This is a genomic window from Halomonas sp. KO116, from assembly GCF_000734975.2.
Taxonomy (GTDB): Bacteria; Pseudomonadota; Gammaproteobacteria; order Pseudomonadales; family Halomonadaceae; genus Vreelandella; species Vreelandella glaciei.
The window spans coordinates 3,597,051-3,616,755 of the sequence record NZ_CP011052.1 but is presented as its reverse complement, the minus strand read 5'-3'; the positions used below and the strand labels follow the sequence as shown (position 1 = coordinate 3,616,755).

Sequence of the window (19,705 nt, the reverse complement as noted above, 5' to 3'; positions counted from 1 at the left end):
ATGGCAGCGCTGACCATTTCGCTCGGCCAGCACTCTGATAAAGGGCGCAAACCAAGCAATCAGGATTTTTATGGCGCTTACCTGCCCAATGCATCCCAGCGCGCCACCAAAGGCATCGCGATCGCGTTGGCGGATGGGATCAGCAGCAGCGAGGTGAGCCGAGAGGCAAGTGAAGCAGCGGTGGGCGGCTTTCTGATGGACTACTACGCCACCCCGGCCACCTGGGCGGTGAAAACCTCAGCCCAGCGTGTACTGCAGGCCACCAACGCATGGCTTTACGCCCAAACCCGACAAAGCCAGTACCGCTACAACCTGGATCGCGGCTATGTATGTACCTTGAGTGCGATGGTGATCAAGTCCACCACTGCGCATCTATTTCATGTCGGCGATAGCCGTATCTACCAGCTGGCGGGCAATACGCTGGAGCCGTTGACCGAGGATCACCGCTTCTGGGCGTCACGGGAAGTGAGTCATTTAAGCCGCGCCATGGGCGCTGGTCAGCATCTGGAGCTGGATTATCGTGCGGTATCGCTTAGTGCAGGCGATGTGTTTGTGCTCGCCACCGATGGGGTTTATGAGTGGCTGAGAGCGACCGAAATGGCGGAACTGATTCATGCCCACTGGAGCGACCTGGACGCCGCCGCCGAGGCGATGATTACCGCGGCAATCGAGAACGGTAGCGATGATAATCTGACGGTGCAGATTGTGCGCATTGAGACACTGCCCGACGGCCTTGCAGATGAGCTTTATGCAGCACTTGGTGCGCTACCCCAGCCGCCGGAACTGCGCGCAGGAAGCGAGCTGGACGGCTACCGTATCGTGCGCCAACTGCATGCCAGCAGTCGCAGCCATGTCTTCTTGGCAGAAGAGATAGCAAGTGGCCATAAAGTGGCGCTGAAGACCCTTTCCACCGAGCTAAGCCAAGACCCGGCAAGCATCGAGCGGTTTGTGCGCGAAGAGTGGATTGCCCGCCGAATCGACAATGCCCACGTGCTAAAAGCCCCCGCGCAAGAACGCCCTCGGCACTACCTTTATACGGTGCTGGCATATATCGAAGGGCACACCCTGACCCAGTGGATGCGCGATCACCCCAACGCCGACTTAGCCACTGTAAGACCTATCATTGAGCAGATCGCTAAAGGCCTTCGCGCTTTCCATCGCCTGGAAATGCTCCACCAGGATTTACGCCCCGACAACGTCATGATCGATAATCATGGCACAATAAAACTGATCGATTTTGGCGCCGCCAAAGTGGCTGGCATCGCCGAAGCAGCGGGCGAAGACCTTGCTGGCGGCGATATTTTAGGCACCGCCCAGTACACCGCACCGGAGTATTTTCTGGGCGAAGGTGGGTCGCCGCGTGCGGATCAATACTCCCTCGCCGTTATCACCTATCAGATGCTAACCGGCACGTTGCCCTATGGTACCGAAGTGGCTAAAACCCGCACTCGGGCGGCACAGCATAAACTTGCCTATCAATCGGCACTCAGCGAAAACCGTGAACTGCCCGCCTGGGTGGATGAGGTGCTCAAAAAAGCCTTGCACCCCAACCCTCACAAACGCTACCCAGCGCTGTCGGAGTTTATCTTTGAGCTGCGCTCGCCAAGCTCTGTCATGCTTAAACGCGCCCAGTTACCACTGTTAGAACGTGACCCGGTACTGTTCTGGAAAGGTGTATCGCTGACGCTGGCGATTACGGTCATTGCCCTGCTGCTGCGCTGATGAGCGATACAGGTATGGTCAGCGCGCATCGTCAAAACGGTCAACCCGGCGTAACGTCGGGAAAAGTTTCATCCAGGCGCCGACCACGGCTAGTGTACCGACACCGCCAATAACGGCCGCAGGTACGGCACCCAATCCTGCCGCCATACTGCCTGCACGAAACTCACCTAGCTCATTGCTGGAGCCGATAAACAGCATATTGACCGCATTCACCCGCCCGCGCATCTCATCGGGGGTGGCAAGTTGGATCAGCGTCATGCGTACATAGACGCTAATCATATCGGCGGCACCCGCCACTAACATGGCTATCATTGAGAGCCAAAAAAACGTCGAAAAGGCGAACACCAGGTTGGCAATACCGAAAATGGCCACCGCCATAAACATGACCAAGCCAGCACGGCGTTTGATGCCCTTTATCCCCAGATACAACCCCATCAATAGTGCGCCGACCGCAATGGCGCTGCGTAGTGCGCCCAGCCCTTCCGGGCCAACGTGGAGCACCTCCTGAGCATAGATGGGTAGCAGTGCCACGACACCGCCTAGCAGCACCGCGAACAGGTCGAGAGAAATGGCGCCCAGTATAATCGGCTGATGGCGGATATAGCGAATACCTGCGGTGAAGCGCTTCACGGCGGTGCTTTCCAGCGCTTTGGCGGTTTCAACGTAGCGAATCGGCACCGGGAGCAGCAGTATCAGTGCGGCCATAAAACAGCCTAAACATACGCTGTAGGCGAGGCTGCCACCGCCCAAGCCATACAGAATACCGCCTAATAGCGGGCCGGCGATCACGGCGATTTTCATAATCGAGCTATTCAAGGCAATGGCCGAGGCAAGCTGTGCGCGGGGCACGATATTGGGCAGCAAACTCTGCAGGGCAGGGCCAGTAAAGGCACGCGCAGCTCCAAACAACGCCAGCACCGCGTAAAATCCAGCCACATTTTGGCTACCGTTGAGTGAAAGCGTGAGCAGTAGCGCGCTACATAGCCCTTGTACTCCCCAGCTAAGCTGCAGGATGCGCTTGCGCGAGAAGCGGTCAACGACATCTCCCGCGGGCAGCAGAAGCAGCACCATGGGCAGAAACTGGGCCAGGCCGACATACGCCAGGGCCATGGGGTCGCGGGTGATATCGTAAACCTGCCAAGCTACCACGATAGCTTGAATCTGCATGGCAAAGACGGCCGCCAAGCGGGAAAGTAAAAAGCTCAAAAAGCCCGATTGGCGGTGTAGCGGCAATAAAGGTGTTGAAGGAGAAGCTAGCGCGTCGGTAGAGGAGGTCATGGCGTCTTCATGATGGGCGAGGTTTCAATAGCAAAGGGTTGAAGTAAAGCGGTTGCCACCCCATGTTAGTTAACACGCTATCAATAGAAAAGGACGTTAATGATGCAAAATGTAATGCCTAACCCTGGTTTCGGTACCTTTCGCCTGGAAGGCGAGACGCTCAAGCAGAGTATTCATGCGGCGCTTGAGGCGGGGTACCGGCACATTGATACCGCCCAGTTTTATGGTAATGAAGCTGGCGTAGGGGAGGCAATTCGCGACAGCAGCGTACCGCGCAGCGACATCTTTCTGACCACCAAGGTGTGGTTTGATAATCTTGAACCGGCAAGGCTGAAAGCCAGCGTGGACGAAAGCCTGCAGAAATTGGGCACCGACTATGTTGACCTACTGCTGATCCACTGGCCATCGCCCAAGGATGAAGTGCCGATGGCTGATTACCTGACTGCCTTGAAAGAGGTCAAAGCGGAAGGCAAGGCGCGGAACATTGGTATTTCCAACTTTACCTGTTCACAGGTAGATGAAGCGGTCAGTATTCTGGGCAAAGGTGAAATCCTCACCAATCAGATTGAGGTTCATCCTTTCCTGCAAAACCGCACGTTAGCTGAGCATTGCGAGCAGCACGGAATTCAGGTGACTGCGTTTATGCCGCTAGCTGTCGGCAAGGTGATGGACGACCCGACCCTTAAACAGATTGCCGATACGCATGGTGTGACCCCGGCGCAAATCACCCTCGCTTGGGTTAAACAACGCAATATGGTAACGATTCCTTCATCCACGAAAGCGCGTAATATCCAAAGCAATATGGCGGCCTTTGATTTAGTCTTAAGCGATAGCGAAATGGCTGAAATCGCCAAGCTGGATCGTAATGAGCGCATTGCCAACCCAGAGATTGCGCCTGACTGGGATGAGTAAGGGAAAGGAGTAAGCACACTTGGAACGCTGAAAGTGAATAGCTGTCCTAGCAAATGCCTGCGTTTAGCAGGCATTTGTAGATTAACGGAGAAAATGATGAAACAGCGAAAAATTAACGACAACGCGCTAAAAGCGCAGCTGCGAACGCCGATGTTCAAAATGCAGCAGCAAACGCCGAAAAAAGGTAAAGGCAGCTACTCCCGTAAAGGGCGTATCACTAAGCAAGGAGCTAACCTTGGGAATAAGCAGGGATATAGCCAAGCCGCTTGAAACCCGTTTTGTCCTCGACGGCTTGGTTATATCTCTGTTATTGCTTTTCAGCTCTAAATTCAGCCAATAAAACGCCCCGGCCGCTTCCTGTGACCGGGGCGTTGGCTATCCCAAACTACTCCCACAGTGTGGACATGTTTCGTAGGTGTCGCGGGTTTCAGCCTGATAGCGTGAGTTGCGCTGACTTGGTTCCTCTACACCGTGAATAGATACCAGCTGGCCCTGCTCCCAGCGTAAGCCGATATCTTTTAACAGGTGCGGGTCATGAAAGCGCGGATCTTCGTAAAAACGCCGCTGGGTACGATAGTGGGTGAAGGCGCTGAGTAGTTTGCGGGTAATGGTTGCAATCGCCATGGGGTCGGTCTCCTGGGTTAGGAGGCCGGGCAACATCGCGATCAGGGAGTCTCAAAAATAACGATAAAACAACATAGCCGCGACACTTGCCGCGGCCAATTTCCTCTCTACATCTCTGGCGCGCGACAATAATAAGCTGATACCGCATTATTAATAATGCGATGCAGCTTATTCATTCGTGTCGCGGGGATTTGCCAGCGCATGAGAAGGTCTCTGAGAAAATATCGTTAAATAATGAAGCTGCTCTTTAAAGACAGCTCTTATCTTTTAACCGATGGTTATATGAGCGTCAACTGTTTATCAGCGGTATCCTGCCGCCTGTAACTTAAACAGCTTTGCGTATCGTCCATCAGTTTCCAGCAACGCTTCATGGGTGCCACGTTCAATAATATGCCCTTGGTCGATCACTAAAATGAGATCAGCACTGCGTACTGTGGAGAAGCGGTGCGAGATCAGTATCGCCATCTTGTCGCGGCTATGTTCGCGAAAACGGGTAAATATTTCGGCTTCTGCGGCGGCATCCATGGCGGCAGTGGGTTCATCCAGGACTAAAATATCTGCGTTCTCTCGCATATAGGCCCTTGAGAGGGCGATTTTCTGCCACTGGCCACCGGAGAGCTCTTGGCCATTTTTAAACCAGCGGCCCAGTTGGGTTTTGTAGCCATTCCCCATGCGTGTAATAAACTCATCCGCCATGCCGTGACGTGCGGCTTGCTGCCAGCGCTGTTCATTGTCAAAGGCATGGGTATCGCCAACGCCAAGGTTCTCACCCACCTGTAGCTGATAGCGCACGAAGTCCTGAAAGATGACGCCGGTACGCTCATACAGTGCTTGAGCGCTCCAGTCACGTAGGTCGCTACCGTCTAATAGAATGCGGCCTTGAGTAGGTTGGTAGAGTCGCGTCAAAAGTTTGATCAGCGTGGTCTTGCCAGAGCCGTTTTCACCCACCAACGCCAAGCTCTGCCCAGGGGAGAGGTGCAGCGAAATATCGTGTAGAACTGGATCTTGCAGAACAGAGTCGCCGCCAGGATAAGAGAAACTGACATTCTCAAAGCGCAGCCCATCCCCAGGCCGTGCTCCTTGTGTGAGCGTGCCATTTTCGGCCTCAACCGGTTGCTCCAGGTACTCATAAAGATTGGATAGATAAAGGTTATCTTCGTACATGCCGCTAATGGCGGTAAGGCTAGCGGAGAGCGCCGCTTGGCCTTGCTTGAAAACCATTAAATACATGGTCATTTGACCCAACGTCAGTGCCCCGGCAATGGTTTCAATCACCACCCAGCCGTAGGCAGCGTAAAACGTTAAGGTGCCGAGCAAGCCGAGCAGAAATCCCCAGCTTTCCCGGCGAAGGGTTAAACGACGATCTTCTGCAAACAGTTGGGTGAAAATATCGCGGTAGCGTTTAAGAAACAGCCCTTCAAGACCAAACAGTTTGACCTCTTTAATGCTGTCTTCCCGTGCAAGTACCGTCTCTAAATAAATCTGCATACGGGTTTGCGGTGAACGCCAGCGGAACAACCGAAAAGCATCGCCCGAGAATTTGGCCTCCGATACAAATACCGGCAGCGCGCCAGCTACCAGGATCAGCAGTGCCCAAGGAGAGAACTGCACCAGCAGTACCCCAAAACTACCCAGGGAGATCGCATTTTGCAGCAACCCAAAGGTTTTGTTTACCAGCGCAAGTGGGCGTGTAGACGCCTCACGCCGCGCCCGGGTGAGCTGGTCATAAAGTTCTGAATCCTCAAACTGGCTAAGTGACAGCGTGCCCGCTTTCTCCAGAATCATGACGTTGACCTTCTGACCCAATAACGCTCTTAACAGTGACTGCTGAGCAGAAAGGCCGCGCTGGGCAAGCGCGATTAACCCAATGATAAGCGCCTCAACAGCCACTAGCTTGAGAACGGGGGTAATAGACGCCAACAGGTTGGGGTTTGAAGCGGCTTGATGAGCGTCCATGGCACTGACCACGCCATCCACAATCAATTGGCCTACCCAGGCCGCCACGGCGGGCAACACCCCCGCGACCAAGGTGCACAGCGCTAACCCCAACATCATCCAGCGGGAGGTTTCCCACACCAAGCCTAGGGCGCGGCGGCTATAACGAAACACACCAAAAAAGCCGCTTAGCGGTGAGGAGGAAGTAGATTCAGAAGGTGGTGGTGACATAGTTGGACAGGCAAGCAGCTAGCAAAAAAGGAGTGCCATAATGCGGTGGTTAAGCGTGGATAGCCAGCTCAACCGCCGGTTGCCTTCAACGGCAGCGCGGCGGAGAGGAAATTACCTGTATGAATGCTTATCAGGGCAGCGATTTACCAGGGAAGCACTGCCCCGTCGGTGCGCGGCTCGGTGCCGCCTTGCAGTACGCCCGTTTCAGGGTCGCGCAGAATGATTTGACCCCGGCCAAAGCTGATAGAGTCAGCAACTTTGACGATGTCATGGCCCCGGCGGGCCAGTGCAAGCGCTAAGTGATTAGGAAAGTCGGCTTCGACTTCGATAGTTTTGCCTTTGGTCCACTTCCAGCGGGGCATATCGAGGGCCGCTTGGGGGTTAAGCTGATCTTCTAGCATCGCCGTTACCACCTGCACATGGCCTTGCGGCTGCATATAGCCGCCCATCACGCCAAACGGACCAACGGCTTGGTTATCTTTGGTGATAAAACCGGGGATGATGGTGTGGTAGGTGCGTTTGCCGGGCGCCAAAGCATTAGGGTGCTGCGGGTCGAGTGAGAATGACCAACCGCGGTTTTGCAGGCTAATGCCAGTGCCGGGAACGACCATGCCCGAGCCAAAGCCTTTAAAGTTGCTTTGAATCAGCGACACCATATTGCCGTCGCTGTCGGCCGTTGCCAGATACACCGTGCCGCCCTGAATTGGGTTGCCGTGTACTGGGTCAACCGCCTGTTCGCCAATCAGTGCCGCACGCGACTTCAAATAGTCGTCGGCCAGCATCTGATCAATGGTGGGGCGCATAGAATCAAGGTCAGTAACATGTGCGAAGCCATCGACATAGGCCAGTTTGGTGGCTTCAATACGACGGTGGAGCGTTTCCACCGGATCGCGTCCTTCTTCGCCTAAGTGCTCCAGCATACCCAGCGCTTGCAGCACGATCATGCCGCTGCCGTTGGGGGGGATTTCCCAAATATCATGGCCTTTGTAGCGCACACTAATCGGGTCGACCCACTCCGGCTGGTAAGCCGCCAGGTCTTCCTTGCGCAACAGGCCGCCGTGTTCGCGGGAAAAGGCGTCGATAGCTTCAGCCAGTTCACCCTCATAAAATGCCTTGGCATGGGTATCGGCAATCGCTTTTAGGCTTTTAGCATGGCCTTTCGAGCGCCACAGTTCACCAGCTTCCGGTGCTCGACCTTCGGGGGCAAACGTATCAAACCAAGGTTTGAAAGAAGCCTCGCTATAGGCTGAATAGTTGGTGAAGGCGTCCTTCCACATTTGATGAATAACGGGAGAGACGGGGAAGCCTTCTTCCGCCAGTGTAATAGCAGGGGCTAGCAACTCAGCAAACGGCAGCTTGCCAAAGCGCTCAGACAGTGCCGCCCACGCAGCCGGAGCGCCGGGTACCGTAACAGGCAGCATGCCGTGGTTTGGCACGGTGTCGTGGCCGAGTGCTTTCAGCGCTTCAATGGTCGCCGCTTGCGGGGCAGGGCCGCTGGCATTAAGGCCATGCAGTTTGCCGTCGACCCAGACAATAGCAAAGGCGTCGCTTCCTATCCCATTCGACGTGGGTTCCACCACGGTTAATGCAGCGGCGGCGGCAATCGCGGCATCAATCGCATTGCCCCCTTGCTGCAGTATGCTAATACCCACCTGCGCCGCTAATGGCTGAGAAGTAGCGACCATGCCACGTTTGCCGAAGGTTGCCATCCGGCGCGAGGCGCTGGGGTAGAAAAGTGCATCTTGTTGCATACCAGTTTCCTTTTAAGCAGTGCTGTTGATCTAAATTATTTGAATATCAAATGTTTTCGCGCAGAGCGGCATTCTTTAAGCGCTGGATCTTACGATCCTGATAGAGCGAAAACAGAATGGAAGCGACGGCTAACGCTAAGAAAAGCGCAGAGAGTGGTCGGGTTAAAAAGGTCATCCAGCTTTCATTAAGTTCAAGAGCACGGAATAGCTGTCGCTCAAGGTTGTCGCCGAGCACCACACCCAGTATTAGCGGCGTCAGCGGGACTTCCGCTTTCCACAGCAGGTAGCCAATGATCCCGAAGATGAATAACACCCAAATATCAAATAGGTTGTTATTCAGGGCATAAGCGCCAATGGCACATAGCATTAACACAACGGGAACGAGGATCTGTTGGGGGATCAACGATATTTTGGCGAACCAGCGCACGAGCAGCAGATTGCAAAGCACCATGACCACCGCACCGATCAGCAGGCTGGCGTAGATAGCGCCCACCAATACGGGGTTCTGCTCAAACATCATTGGCCCAGGCGTAATGCCGTGCAGAATCAACACGCCCATCATGATGGCCATAGGCAAATCGCCTGGTATCCCCAGCGCCAGCGTGGGCACAAACGCACCCCCCGCCACCGCACTATTGGAGGCTTCAGAAGCCACGATGCCACTGGGTGTACCCGTGCCAAATTTCTCTGGATGCTTTGAGAATTTCTTAGCTTGGTCGTAACTCAAAAAATTCGCTACGGTGCCACCCGTGCCGGGGAGTGCGCCCACCAAGCTGCCAATTAAAGAAGAGCGCAGTGTGTTGAGCTTTTGCCCCGCCATATCTTTGAGTATCTGGCCGTAGGGAATCGTTACGTTGGTATCGATTTTCCTGGTTTCGCTCTTCTCGTCCTTAAGCTTCTCGATATTGCCAAGTAGCTGGGAGAAGGCAAAGATACCGATCATTACGGGGAGAATTTCAAACCCAGAACCCATTGCCGGAAGGCCAAAGTCAAAGCGCAGATTGCTGTTACGGTCATAACCAACGGTGGTAATCAAAAGCCCTAGAGCAGCGGCCATCAGGCCTTTGAGCAGAGCGCCGCTGGAGAGTCCTGCCACCAGCGTCAGCGCAAAAACGATTAATGCGGTGATTTCCCACGGGCGGAAGTTCATGCTGAAGCTGGCAATTAGCGGCCCGAAAAAGACCAACACCGCCACGCTGATGAGGGTGCCTAAAAAGGATGAAGCGACGCCAATGCCCAGGGCACGGCCCGGTTCGCCTTTCTGTGCCATCGGATAACCGTCATAAACGGTAGTAATAGAAGAGGGTGTGCCGGGTATCCCCAACATAACGCCAGACACAATGCCGCCCGAGTACCCCCCTACAAACACACCGACCATCAGCGAAACGCCGCTTACCGGGTCCATGGCAAACGTGAAGGGGAAAACTACCAAGATGGCCATGGTGACGGTAAAGCCAGGGATACTACCGCCCACTATCCCAAACAGAACGCCAATAACAATCAGGCCCAGGACCGATGGCGTGCCGACCTCCGCGAGTGCTTGGAGAAAAAAGTTCGTCATTATTGTCTCCAGGTTAAGGCAGCCAAACATTCAGGCCATAGCGGAAAACGACAAATATCACGATAGCCAAGGTGCAGCTAAGGGTGAGATTGATCATCCATTTACGTCGCGTGTTGATTCCCATAAGGAGTGCAAGAGAAGCGACTAAGAAGCCTATGGTGGCTGCGATATACCCCACCACTGGCAGTAGCGCGGCATAAAGCCCAAACAGCAGAAACAGAGCGAGTATGGTGCGTCGACTTTGAAACCACTCAGTAATGAGCTGTTTTGCGCCAGGCCGTTCAGGCACTTTTACCAACAAGGAGCGCACCAGTATCAGAAGCGATAACAAACCAATCACAACTAACAAGATACGAGGAAAAAGCGCCGACCCGTAAGGTTGCCAACTGGTTGGCGGACGGATATCACCCGACTCCATCCACATGACAGCCACAATCAAGAGCAGCGCCAGCGCCAAGGCGCGGTCTTTAGTTAGCGTTAGCATTAGCGATGCCTCCGGCAACCCTAGCCCACGTAGATACGAGGGCTAGGGAATGCGTCCTTAGTTCTGGAAATCAATGTTTTCGGCAGCGGCGCTAAGCGCAGCTTCGTTTTCATCCAAGAACGCTTGATAATCATCGCCCGCTAGAAATCTCACGACAGAGCCAAATTCATTTTCGATACGGCTCTGTACTTCTTCGTTTTCCAGGGCTTTTTCGTAAGCGTTAGCGATGGTGTCGAGGACTTCCTGAGGCGTTCCTTTAGGCGCAAAAATGCCGCGACTAGTGGAGTGGTCCATCTCAATGCCTTGCTCGCGCAGGGTGGCGACATCCGGCATACTTTCAAGACGTTCTGGATGAGCGATGCCAAGGGCGCGGAAGGTGCCATCTTCAAAGAAGGCACCACCTGATGGCAGGTTAAACATGGCGAAATCAACTTCTTCCGCCATCAGCGCTGATACCTGCTGGCCAGTATCGGGGTAGCCCACTAGGCGTACGTCGGCCATATCAATGCCCGTTTCCTGGAAAAATTGCGCCCAGAAAAAGTGGTCAGTGGAGCTAGGAATCATGCTGAAACGCACTTGGCCTGGATTTTCACTCACGTAGTCAGCGATTTCATCGGCGCTCTGCACAGGGTGATTGGCATGTGCGGTTGGAATATTGATGGTTTGGGTGAGTAGTGCGATGGGTTCGAAGGCATCAAATGAGTAATCGACGGTGCCTGCTAGCTTAGAAAGCGCAATGGTGTCGTGGCTGCCAAGCAGCGTGTAGCCATCGGGGTCAGCGTCTTTCACGTTGCGGGACCCCAGGGTCGCCCCTGCGCCCGCCATATTGACGGGAACGATGGATTCACCCAGCGTCTTTTCCGCCTCTTGGGAAATGAGTCGGAAAAGAATATCGGTTGCACCCCCTGGGCCGTAAGGGATGATCAAACGGATATCCTGCTCAGGATAATCAGCCTGAGCGGTGGAGGCGATTGCCATGCTAGACGCAAGTCCGATGGCGGCGAGGGTAGTACTTAGCGTCGTGCTTAGAGTAAATGTTGAACGCGTCATTCTTATACACCTTTATAGATTGAGTTTGGTGTTGTGGGATGCCGCTCCAACTGCAGCGGCGTGGTGAGCGCGTGGTCCCGTTAGCGGGTTCTTGTTGTCACCACACAATCGTCTATTTACGAGATCGTGTGTCAGTGAGTGTTAGCCGAGAAACAGCCCTCCATAAACCAAGGCGCCCATGACGACAAAGGCGGGGTGCGTTTTGAAGCGCATCAGTGCAATAGCTGCGACTACCCCAATGATAAGAGTGTGAATTGTGCCGCTAGTGTTGAGGCTTTCGAGCAGGAACCCCAGCGTTAGCCAAGCCATCATCATGGCAATGACCGGGCGAACCCATTGGCTCATGCGTTTAACTCGGGGAGAATCGCGATGACGATACAGCAGCCCTAGTGCGCCGAGCATCAAAAGCAATGTAGGAATCACCGTGGCGGACACCGCGATGAAAGCACCGCCAATACCAGCAACTTCATAGCCTACGTAGCCCGCCATTTTGGTGGCGATAGGGCTAGGCAGCGCGTTACCTAAAGCGAGGGTTTCAGCGAACGTTTGCGCGGTCATCCAGCCGTAACGGCCAACCACTTCGGCCTCAATTAGGGGGATGATGGCGGGGCCACCTCCGTAGCCGATAATGTTCGGGATAAAAAAGGCTAAGAAGAGATCCCAGTAGATCATACTGTCCCCTCCGCTTTTTTAGTGCTCGAGGATTTAGGGCCAGAGGGGCGCAATAGGGCGGCAACTAGAATGGTGCCAATGACCCAGCCGGGGTGAATGCCGAGCCAATAGATAAGCCCCGCGGCAATAACGGCCATAGCAATGCTGACCAGCCAGCCAAGTGCAGCCTGTGATTTATCAAAAAAGTCCCAGGTGAGTTGTGCCATCATTATCATTACCACAGGAACGACCGCTTGGCCCATGCCGCGAATCCAAGCCACATCGCGATATCGGCTAAAAATGCCTAACATGACAATCATAGCCACAATCATGGGCAAGATGATGGCAATGACGGCGGCGATACAGCCGGACACACCGCCCACGCGATAGCCAATATAGCCAGGCATTTTGGTCGCAATTGGACCGGGTAGGGTGTTGCCGATCGCCAGTACGTCGGCGAACTCTTCATCGGTGAGCCAGTGATGACGGGTGACAACTTCGGCACGCACCAGGGGAATCATGGCAGGACCGCCGCCGAAGCCAAAAATGCCGACGCGGAAAAAAGCCCAGAACAGTTGCCAGGAGGTGCCGCGTATTTTCATGAACGCGTATCCCGCAAAGCTAATGAGGAGATCAGAAGCATAACCAAACCTTATTTATCGTTTGTAGGTTAAAAAATCGATTATCTTGTCTAAAATATAATATAGGTAGTGCCCGATCCGACGTCAACCGTGAAAAACTGAATGGACAGCGGGAACTGAGATGAATAAAGGATATCGTCATGAATAATTCTTTACCCAAGGTAGCAACGCCAGTAGGTCCAGCAGGTACTGCATCAAGTCGCGTATTTGATAATTTACGTAAGGATCTCGTCGGTGGACGCTTTGTAGCGGGTGAAAAGCTCGCCATCAATGCACTCAAAGAGCATTACCAAGTTGGTTTGAGCCCGCTGCGGGAAGCGCTCAATAAATTAGCGGCTTATGGTTTATTAGTTCAGGAAAATCAACGTGGTTTTCGTGTGCCGAAGCTTTCCCGGGAAGAGCTCGATGATATTGCCCACATGCGCCTAGAGATGGAAGGAATGGCGTTAGAGCGGGCGATTGCTAACGGTGATTCGCTCTGGGAGGCTGATTTATTAGCCGCGGCGCACCGCCTGAAGCGGGCCGACATCACCCTGGATAAAGGCGAGGAGTGGGAGCGTCTACATACTCAATTTCATCGTACGTTAGTCGCCCCCTGTGGCTCTGTTTGGTTATTGCGTTTTATTGAGCAGTTGCATGACCAGTTTGACCGCTACCGCCGCCTGGGGCCGAAAATGCCGACGATTCGTCAAGAGCTGGACGAGCAGCATCATCAACTCGTGGAGCTGGCATTACAGCGTGATGCCAAAGCAGCGCGTGAATTAATGGATGATCATATTCATAAATCTTACGAAGTTGCCCTAAAACGTTATCAAGAGCACGCCTAGCAGGAGAAACTGCCCCGGTAGCGACGACACAGCGTGTCTGCGGTGTGTAAACTGCTGTCAATATAATGTCAGTCGTCGCCGTCCAGATGAGTAAAGAGAGTGCTATGCACACAGATAACCAAATAGTCGCGCAAACGCTGAGCTGGGTGCGCACCTTTATTGTGGCGCATGACATTTGCCCGTTTGCGCAGCGTGAGTTGGAGCGTGAAACGATTCGTGTGGAAGTGGTGCGCTCTAAAAAAATTGAAGTGGCGCTTGAGGAGCTGATGGTGGAAGTGCAGTGGTTGGATGAGCACCCCGAAACAGAAACCACGCTGCTGGTGTTCCCGACGCTGTTTAAAAGCTTTGATCACTACTTGGATTTTGTGGAGCTTGCTGAAAGCATCCTGGTCGACCAGGGCTATGAAGGTGTTTATCAGTTAGCCACGTTTCACCCAGATTATTGCTTTGACGGTGCCGAACCCGATGATGCCTCTAATTATACCAACCGCTCTCCCTACGCCATGGTGCATCTGCTACGCGAAGAGAGCGTTGAAAAGGCTATCGAGTTTTATGGCGATACCGACGCTATTCCCGAACGCAATATTGCCAAGTTAACGGCGTTGGGCAGCGACACTGCAGAGCAGCAGCTGCAACGCTGTTTCGAATCCGTTAATCAGGTGGAGTGAATAACAAGCTGATGTTTGCCTTTAGCTTTAGCCGCATACAGCGCGTCATCCGCAAGTTGCAGAACGGTATTGATATGGAGCCCGTGGTGGGGCCACTAGGCGGCGCCTAAACTGCTTCCAACGCGTGCCTGCTCGTTATCAGGTAATAAAACGGGTTGGTCGATGGAGCTCAGCAAGCGTCTGCTAATCTCATGGGTGAGCATTTCAAGATGCTCTTCCTTGGTTTTAAGCACCATAACGAACTCATCACCGCCCATTCGGGCTACCACGTCACCGCTGCGTAATGCGCTTTTCAATCGCTGGGTAATCTCAATCAACAATAGGTCGCCCGCATGATGGCCTAGCTCATCATTGACCTGTTTAAAACCGTCCAGGTCGATAAAGATGACCGCCATACTCTGTTGGTTTCTTTCCGCCTCCGGTATCGCAAGCTTTAAGTACTGATTTAAAAACGCACGATTCGGCAGGCCTGTTAACGGGTCGGTATTGGCTAAGTCTTCTAAGCGGTTAATAGTGCTGCGCTGATCCAGTAAGCGGGTGACCATGTTGCGCATAGAGGTCGATAGGTGCTTAAGCTCTGGAGAGCCATCTTCAAGCGGAATGCTATCGGCGTGTTCGCCATCCTGCATTCTGTCGGCAGCATTTGCTAAGCGAGTGAAGAGGAGCCGCTAGTCTTGACGCGATTATCCAGCCAACTATAGCAAACAGTAATGCAAGTAATAGGCCTGTTCCCATAATGGCATCTTGCAGTTTTTCAATAGGGGCAAAGGCAGTAGCTACGGGTTGACGGCTAACCGCTATCCAATCTAAACCAGGAAAATCTTCAAAGCCGCTGCTGCGTGCATACCCTGTCACAATGCGTTCGCCGTTGGGCCATGTTTCAATCGCCCATTGTGGTGCTGTCGTGGTGGAACTAGGTATGTGGTTCAGGCTGTCTAACGATTGGTCAATCAGCGTCTCTGGGCCTAATAGCACCGTGCCGTTAGCGGAGAGCAGCAGTATCTCTGTGTCTTCCAGATATCCAGAGGGAGTAAGCATGGATTGTTGGACGTACTCAGCCCATTGCCAGCTTAAATGAACGGCCAGAACGCCTTGTAACTGTTCATTGGAACCATACACAGGGGTGGCAATATCGACAAATTGCAGAGGCTCACCGCTGGTGTTGGGCAGCAATTTTGCTTAGCCGATTCTCGAGAAGCCACCCAGCCAAGCAGTAGCGTCGTGGCGAATACCAAGGCGGCAATCAAGATGATAAAACGCGAGCGCAGCGAGAAGTGCGAGAAGCTATAGAACATTACAAAAGCTTTACCGTGGTTTGAGTCATGCTCGGATGGTTAGGGCGATCAATAGATGCTTATCAACCAAACGTTTAATTTATGTTATGAGAATGACTTTACCGGAAAAGCTTTCAATATGCGCGACGTTTGCTGCAATGAAACGGTCAGAAAAAGTGTCATGTTTAGCAAAACGTCGCAAAAAGAGTCAATGTCTAAACTGATTGAGAACAGCCTGACAAAATCGCTATAGCGCCTTATACATCACATGGGTATCGACAAAACCAAGGCGCGCGTGTCGGTAGGCATTAGGAACGGTGCCTACAATCTGAAATCCCAGCTTTTGCCATAACACGACGGCAACCTCATTCGTTGCTACAACGGCGTTGTATTGCATGGCCTGAAACCCTAACTCCCTGGCCTGCGCCTGGGAATGCTCACACATGGCACGTGCTACCCCTTTTCCGCGTGCGGCGGGCGTCACCATATAACCACAGTTACAGATGTGGTCGCCGGGGCCTGCCGCGTTGGCTTTTAGGTAGTAAGCACCCAGTAGATGACCGTGTTCATCTTTAACGACCACGCTTGTTTTAGGCGTGCTGCACCATAGCTCTCGGGCAGCTTCAAAGCTGATGTCGGGGTCAATGGCATAAGTCTCTTGCGCCTCGGCAATCGCCTTGAAAGTAGGCCAAAAGCTGGTGAAGTCTTCGTCCGACATGGGAGCGAAATGCAATGTAGACATAAATGTAGACATAGTAGTGCCGCCGTTCAACGGGCGACCTCAGCCACAATCTCGTAGCTTCGCAGCCGGTCGGCATGGTTATAAAAATCGCTGTTAATCATTAATTCATCAGCACCGGTACGCGCTTGGAACTCTTCAAGTTCGGCTTTGACCGTCTCTGGGCCGCCAATAATCGCCGCCCCTAAAAACTGGCTGACTTGGGCTTGCTCAACCGGCGACCAGTCTAGTTGCTCTACAGGCGGCTGCGACTGGGTTGGCTTGCCACGGATAAGATTCAGAAATTTCTGCTGCGCGGTGGTGGCCAAGTAGTGGGCCATCGCATCGCTTTCCGCCGCCATCACGGGCAGGCCGACCATCGCATGGGGCTTATCCAAGTGCTCGGAAGGGCGGAAATTGTCGCGATATAAGCGCAGTGCCTCAAATAAATAGCCCGGCGCAAACTGAGCAGCAAACGCAAAGGGCAAGCCCAGCTTAGCGGCCAATTGTGCGCTATAGCCGCTAGAACCCAATAGCCAGATAGGCACATGAGTGCCTTGACCAGGGACGGCTTTCACCCGTTGCTGGGGCTCTGCATCGTCTAGATAACTGCGCAACTCGTTCAGCAATTGCGGAAAGTCGTCTACGCCGGCATGAGCGTTGCGCCGCATGGCTTGCATCGTCGCACCGTCTGAGCCGGGTGCGCGGCCTAACCCCAAATCTATACGACCAGGATAGAGCGTTTCCAGCGTGCCGAACTGCTCAGCAATCACCAGTGGCGGGTGGTTTGGTAGCATAATGCCGCCGCTACCCACGCGGATGGTGGAGGTTTGCCCAGCAATATGACCGATCAGCACAGCGGTGGCAGCGCTGGCGATGCCAGCAATATTGTGGTGCTCTGCTAGCCAGTAACGGGTATAGCCTAGCCGCTCGGTTAACTGTGCCAGCGAGACGCTGTCTTGGAAGGTCTCAGCGGCGCTGCCGCCCTGGCGGATAGGGGCCAGATCAAGAACGGAAAGCGCCGCGGAAGCGAGTTGGCTCATGGGTCACCTGCAAGTTAATTCGTGGGCGCATTGAGTGAAAAATTACTTAGCGCGCTTGGTAATTACACGTTATGCGGTCAGTGAACATAAATTACAAGGTCTGAGCCATGTAGATGTGACATGTGCCGGTATGGACTGGGTGAGAGCGGAGTGACGGTACGATCATGCTTACTCTAGCGGCGGGGTGGGGCGAATAAGAATTTCATTAACATCCACATGGGCAGGCTGCGCAAGCGCATAAACTACGGCATTGGCGATATCACGATCTTCTAGCGCATGCTCTGGTGGTTCATTAAAGAATGGCGTGTCGACCATGCCTGGCTCAATCAACGTCACGCGCATACCGGTGCCACGTAGCTCTTCACGCAGGTTATAGCCAATCCCCGTGACCGCCCATTTCGTAGCGCTATACATCGAGCCTGGGATGGTCGTGCGGCCTGCCGCTGAGCCGGTTAATAACACATGGCCTTTGCTACGCTTTAAGGCGGGTAAGCAAGCTTGAATGGTGAGCCCAACGCCATAAATATTGGTAAGAATCATCTCACGCCATGCGTCGTGATCCGCGCCGCTAAACCCGCCGGGTGAGCCGCCGCGACCGGCGTTGGCAAAGATCGCATCCAAGCGGCCAAAGGTTTCCAGTGCATGCTCAACCATCGCCTGTTGCTGCTCAAAATTAGTCACGTCCAACTCGCAGGTCAGTACGTTTTCTGGCCCCAGTTCTTGAGCAAGTGCGGTGAGTTTTTCGCTAGAACGGGCGGCCAACACCAGTTTGTAGCCTTCGCGAGAGGCTGCTCGGGCGGTAGCCGCGCCAATACCGCTGGATGCGCCGGTAATCAATAACACGCCTTTATGCATGGGTTGCACTCCTTGCTCGTTTAACTAAGTAAGCCTTTAGCATGGCTAAGGGAGTGGCATCCTGCAAACATACCTACCTAACCATTGCGGTACGGCTCTACTACTTAACGTTAGCGGGCGTGCCCATCTTCTTTGCGTTTTAGCATTGCAGAGAGATCCAGAATAGCTTGGGCCATATCCGCCATGCTTTTGCTTTGATCCATAGAGGTTTTACGCAGAAACCGGTAGGCCTCTTCTTCGCTCATCTCTTGATGAGCCATGATAAGCCCCTTCGCGCGTTCAATCAGTTTGCGTTCACGCAGCGCTTTACGGGTATTTTCAAGCTCATCGCTAAGCCCTTGTAAGCGGCTGGCCTGTGCCTGGGTGAGTTCAATCAGCGAGCGCCCTAGCGGTGAAGTTAGCGCGTTGGCTGTCAGGTCACCTAATGGTTGCGCACCCGCCAGCGTTAGTAAGTGTTCGCAGGGGGCAGGCGTAGGACGACAGGGCCCTGCTTTGGCTTTTTCCAATCCATCTTCGGCCTGAGCGATTTTGCGGTGACAAAACACACTCAGCTGAGTGATCAGTGCATCCTCAACTGTTTTCATCGAGTCGATACGTAGCGTGGTCAGTTCGTACCAGGTTTCACCCAGTGAATCAGATGTGTCTTTGGGTGGTGTGTGTGATGCCGAATGACGCTGGCAGGCGATGTCGCGTAAATGGCAAATACCGGCCAGGGTGCGAGGTGAAAGCTCCTTTTGCCATGACTGCTGCGCCTCAGGCGTAGCAAACTCTACAAAAGTGTCAAAGCAGCGCTGCTGGTCAGTCACTAGCTGATTCAATAAAGCGCGGTGCGCTTCATCGAAGTGGCCATGGGTAAAGCCGAATGCGCCACAGGCTCGCTCTTGGCCAGCTAATTCTTTGCCCTGCATTAAGTGAAAAATGGCAACCAGATGGCGAGTGATATCGGGGTCGATAGAGGAGTCAGCGGCTTCAAATACAATCGCTAGCAGCCCACTGGTCAGTTGATTAAAGGCCTGAGTGGCTGCATCAGGCGAGATGGCAAAGGTGTCGATAGCCAGACGAAGTTCATCAAGCTCATCAAGGGCATACCAAACGGCGGCAATCCGGCGTAGTAAGCGAGCGGCTGCCTGAGGGCGAGCCTCTTGGCTGAGCGCTTCCAGCCGCTGGCGCATTAAGGTTTCCGCCTGCTGGCTGTGTTGGCGGTAAGTATCGCGGCGGGTTTTAAAACGCTGGCCTTGAGAGGCTAGATAGATCGTTGACGCTCCTCGTTCACGTTGGAGCATATGAATAAAGCGGCTAATGTCACCAACAATATCGGCGGTGGTGGCAAGGTGAGTAAGGTTGTCGATATCGCAACGGAGGGCGGTTAAGAGCAGTTGCTGCGCTGAAGACATAGAATTTTCCTTAACGGCTCGCCGCCTAAATGTAAACACTCCCATATCGCTACCTAGCTGGATAAGGGCGTATGGGAGGGTTCTTG

General features: G+C 53.6%; 20 protein-coding genes. 5 read left to right on the top strand and 15 right to left on the bottom strand.

Features of this window, described 5'->3' with window-relative positions; genetic code table 11:
• The gene (locus KO116_RS16635) at nt 1-1,722 is read left to right on the top strand and encodes a bifunctional protein-serine/threonine kinase/phosphatase (RefSeq protein ID WP_035559211.1); all 1,722 of its coding nucleotides are present in this window, start codon (nt 1-3) and stop codon (nt 1,720-1,722) included.
• 18 nt (nt 1,723-1,740) lie between these two features.
• Here the strand turns inward: KO116_RS16635 and KO116_RS16630 are convergent, their stop codons facing one another.
• On the bottom strand, nt 1,741-3,000 hold the full coding sequence (locus tag KO116_RS16630; protein ID WP_045812158.1) for an MFS transporter: 1,260 nt from the start codon (nt 2,998-3,000) through the stop codon (nt 1,741-1,743).
• A gap of 102 nt (nt 3,001-3,102) precedes the next feature.
• On the opposite strand from KO116_RS16630, the gene dkgB reads away from it, so the two are divergent.
• Both dkgB and arfA read left to right on the top strand, forming a co-directional pair.
• Nucleotides 3,103-3,912: a 2,5-didehydrogluconate reductase DkgB gene (gene dkgB, locus KO116_RS16625; RefSeq protein WP_035559214.1), complete on the top strand. Its 810-nt coding sequence runs from the start codon at nt 3,103-3,105 to the stop codon at nt 3,910-3,912.
• A gap of 96 nt (nt 3,913-4,008) precedes the next feature.
• Nucleotides 4,009-4,182, top strand: coding sequence for an alternative ribosome rescue factor ArfA (arfA, locus tag KO116_RS24730; protein ID WP_082072620.1), 174 nt, complete (start codon nt 4,009-4,011; stop codon nt 4,180-4,182).
• Between the two features lie 105 nt (nt 4,183-4,287).
• Here the strand turns inward: arfA and KO116_RS16620 are convergent, their stop codons facing one another.
• From KO116_RS16620 to KO116_RS16585, 8 genes are all read right to left on the bottom strand, one after another.
• The gene (locus KO116_RS16620; RefSeq protein WP_035559217.1) at nt 4,288-4,536 is read right to left on the bottom strand and encodes a hypothetical protein; all 249 of its coding nucleotides are present in this window, start codon (nt 4,534-4,536) and stop codon (nt 4,288-4,290) included.
• Between the two features lie 300 nt (nt 4,537-4,836).
• Complete coding sequence (locus KO116_RS16615; protein WP_035559221.1) at nt 4,837-6,702, bottom strand: ABC transporter ATP-binding protein; 1,866 nt, start codon at nt 6,700-6,702, stop codon at nt 4,837-4,839.
• A gap of 143 nt (nt 6,703-6,845) precedes the next feature.
• On the bottom strand, nt 6,846-8,453 hold the full coding sequence (locus tag KO116_RS16610; protein WP_035559224.1) for a gamma-glutamyltransferase family protein: 1,608 nt from the start codon (nt 8,451-8,453) through the stop codon (nt 6,846-6,848).
• Between the two features lie 46 nt (nt 8,454-8,499).
• Nucleotides 8,500-10,014, bottom strand: coding sequence for a tripartite tricarboxylate transporter permease (locus KO116_RS16605; RefSeq protein ID WP_035559227.1), 1,515 nt, complete (start codon nt 10,012-10,014; stop codon nt 8,500-8,502).
• Nucleotides 10,015-10,027: 13 nt separating this feature from the next.
• Entirely contained in the window at nt 10,028-10,498 is a 471-nt protein-coding gene (locus KO116_RS16600; RefSeq protein ID WP_035559230.1) for a tripartite tricarboxylate transporter TctB family protein, read from the bottom strand.
• A gap of 57 nt (nt 10,499-10,555) precedes the next feature.
• On the bottom strand, nt 10,556-11,548 hold the full coding sequence (locus KO116_RS16595) for a Bug family tripartite tricarboxylate transporter substrate binding protein (protein ID WP_235272407.1): 993 nt from the start codon (nt 11,546-11,548) through the stop codon (nt 10,556-10,558).
• Nucleotides 11,549-11,689: 141 nt separating this feature from the next.
• The gene (locus KO116_RS16590; protein WP_035559233.1) at nt 11,690-12,220 is read right to left on the bottom strand and encodes a chromate transporter; all 531 of its coding nucleotides are present in this window, start codon (nt 12,218-12,220) and stop codon (nt 11,690-11,692) included.
• Entirely contained in the window at nt 12,217-12,801 is a 585-nt protein-coding gene (locus KO116_RS16585) for a chromate transporter (RefSeq protein ID WP_035559236.1), read from the bottom strand. Before KO116_RS16585 ends, KO116_RS16590 begins: the two co-directional genes overlap by 4 nt.
• A gap of 179 nt (nt 12,802-12,980) precedes the next feature.
• Here KO116_RS16585 and KO116_RS16580 point away from each other — a divergent pair, with 179 nt between their 5' ends.
• Nucleotides 12,981-13,667: a GntR family transcriptional regulator gene (locus tag KO116_RS16580; protein ID WP_035559238.1), complete on the top strand. Its 687-nt coding sequence runs from the start codon at nt 12,981-12,983 to the stop codon at nt 13,665-13,667.
• A 104-nt stretch (nt 13,668-13,771) separates the two neighbouring features.
• Nucleotides 13,772-14,335 (top strand): DUF1415 domain-containing protein, encoded by a 564-nt coding sequence (locus tag KO116_RS16575; RefSeq protein ID WP_035559240.1) that lies wholly within the window; start codon nt 13,772-13,774, stop codon nt 14,333-14,335.
• A 95-nt stretch (nt 14,336-14,430) separates the two neighbouring features.
• On the opposite strand, the gene KO116_RS24180 is transcribed toward KO116_RS16575, so the two are convergent.
• From KO116_RS24180 to KO116_RS16550, 6 genes are all read right to left on the bottom strand, one after another.
• A complete protein-coding gene (locus KO116_RS24180) occupies nt 14,431-14,964 on the bottom strand; it encodes a GGDEF domain-containing protein (protein ID WP_052703789.1) in 534 nt (177 codons plus the stop codon).
• Nucleotides 14,939-15,508, bottom strand: coding sequence for a cache domain-containing protein (locus KO116_RS24175; RefSeq protein WP_052703788.1), 570 nt, complete (start codon nt 15,506-15,508; stop codon nt 14,939-14,941). The genes KO116_RS24180 and KO116_RS24175 overlap by 26 nt, the downstream gene beginning before the upstream one ends.
• A gap of 348 nt (nt 15,509-15,856) precedes the next feature.
• Nucleotides 15,857-16,351: a GNAT family N-acetyltransferase gene (locus KO116_RS16565; protein WP_035559667.1), complete on the bottom strand. Its 495-nt coding sequence runs from the start codon at nt 16,349-16,351 to the stop codon at nt 15,857-15,859.
• Between the two features lie 26 nt (nt 16,352-16,377).
• Nucleotides 16,378-17,370, bottom strand: a complete 993-nt coding sequence (locus tag KO116_RS16560; protein ID WP_035559243.1) for an LLM class flavin-dependent oxidoreductase — start codon at nt 17,368-17,370, stop codon at nt 16,378-16,380.
• 168 nt (nt 17,371-17,538) lie between these two features.
• The gene (locus KO116_RS16555) at nt 17,539-18,225 is read right to left on the bottom strand and encodes an SDR family oxidoreductase (protein ID WP_008957710.1); all 687 of its coding nucleotides are present in this window, start codon (nt 18,223-18,225) and stop codon (nt 17,539-17,541) included.
• A gap of 110 nt (nt 18,226-18,335) precedes the next feature.
• Nucleotides 18,336-19,619 carry a nitrate regulatory protein gene (locus KO116_RS16550; protein WP_035559245.1) on the bottom strand — a complete coding sequence of 428 codons (1,284 nt, stop codon included), beginning with the start codon at nt 19,617-19,619 and terminating at the stop codon, nt 18,336-18,338.
• Between the last annotated feature and the right edge of the window lie 86 nt (nt 19,620-19,705).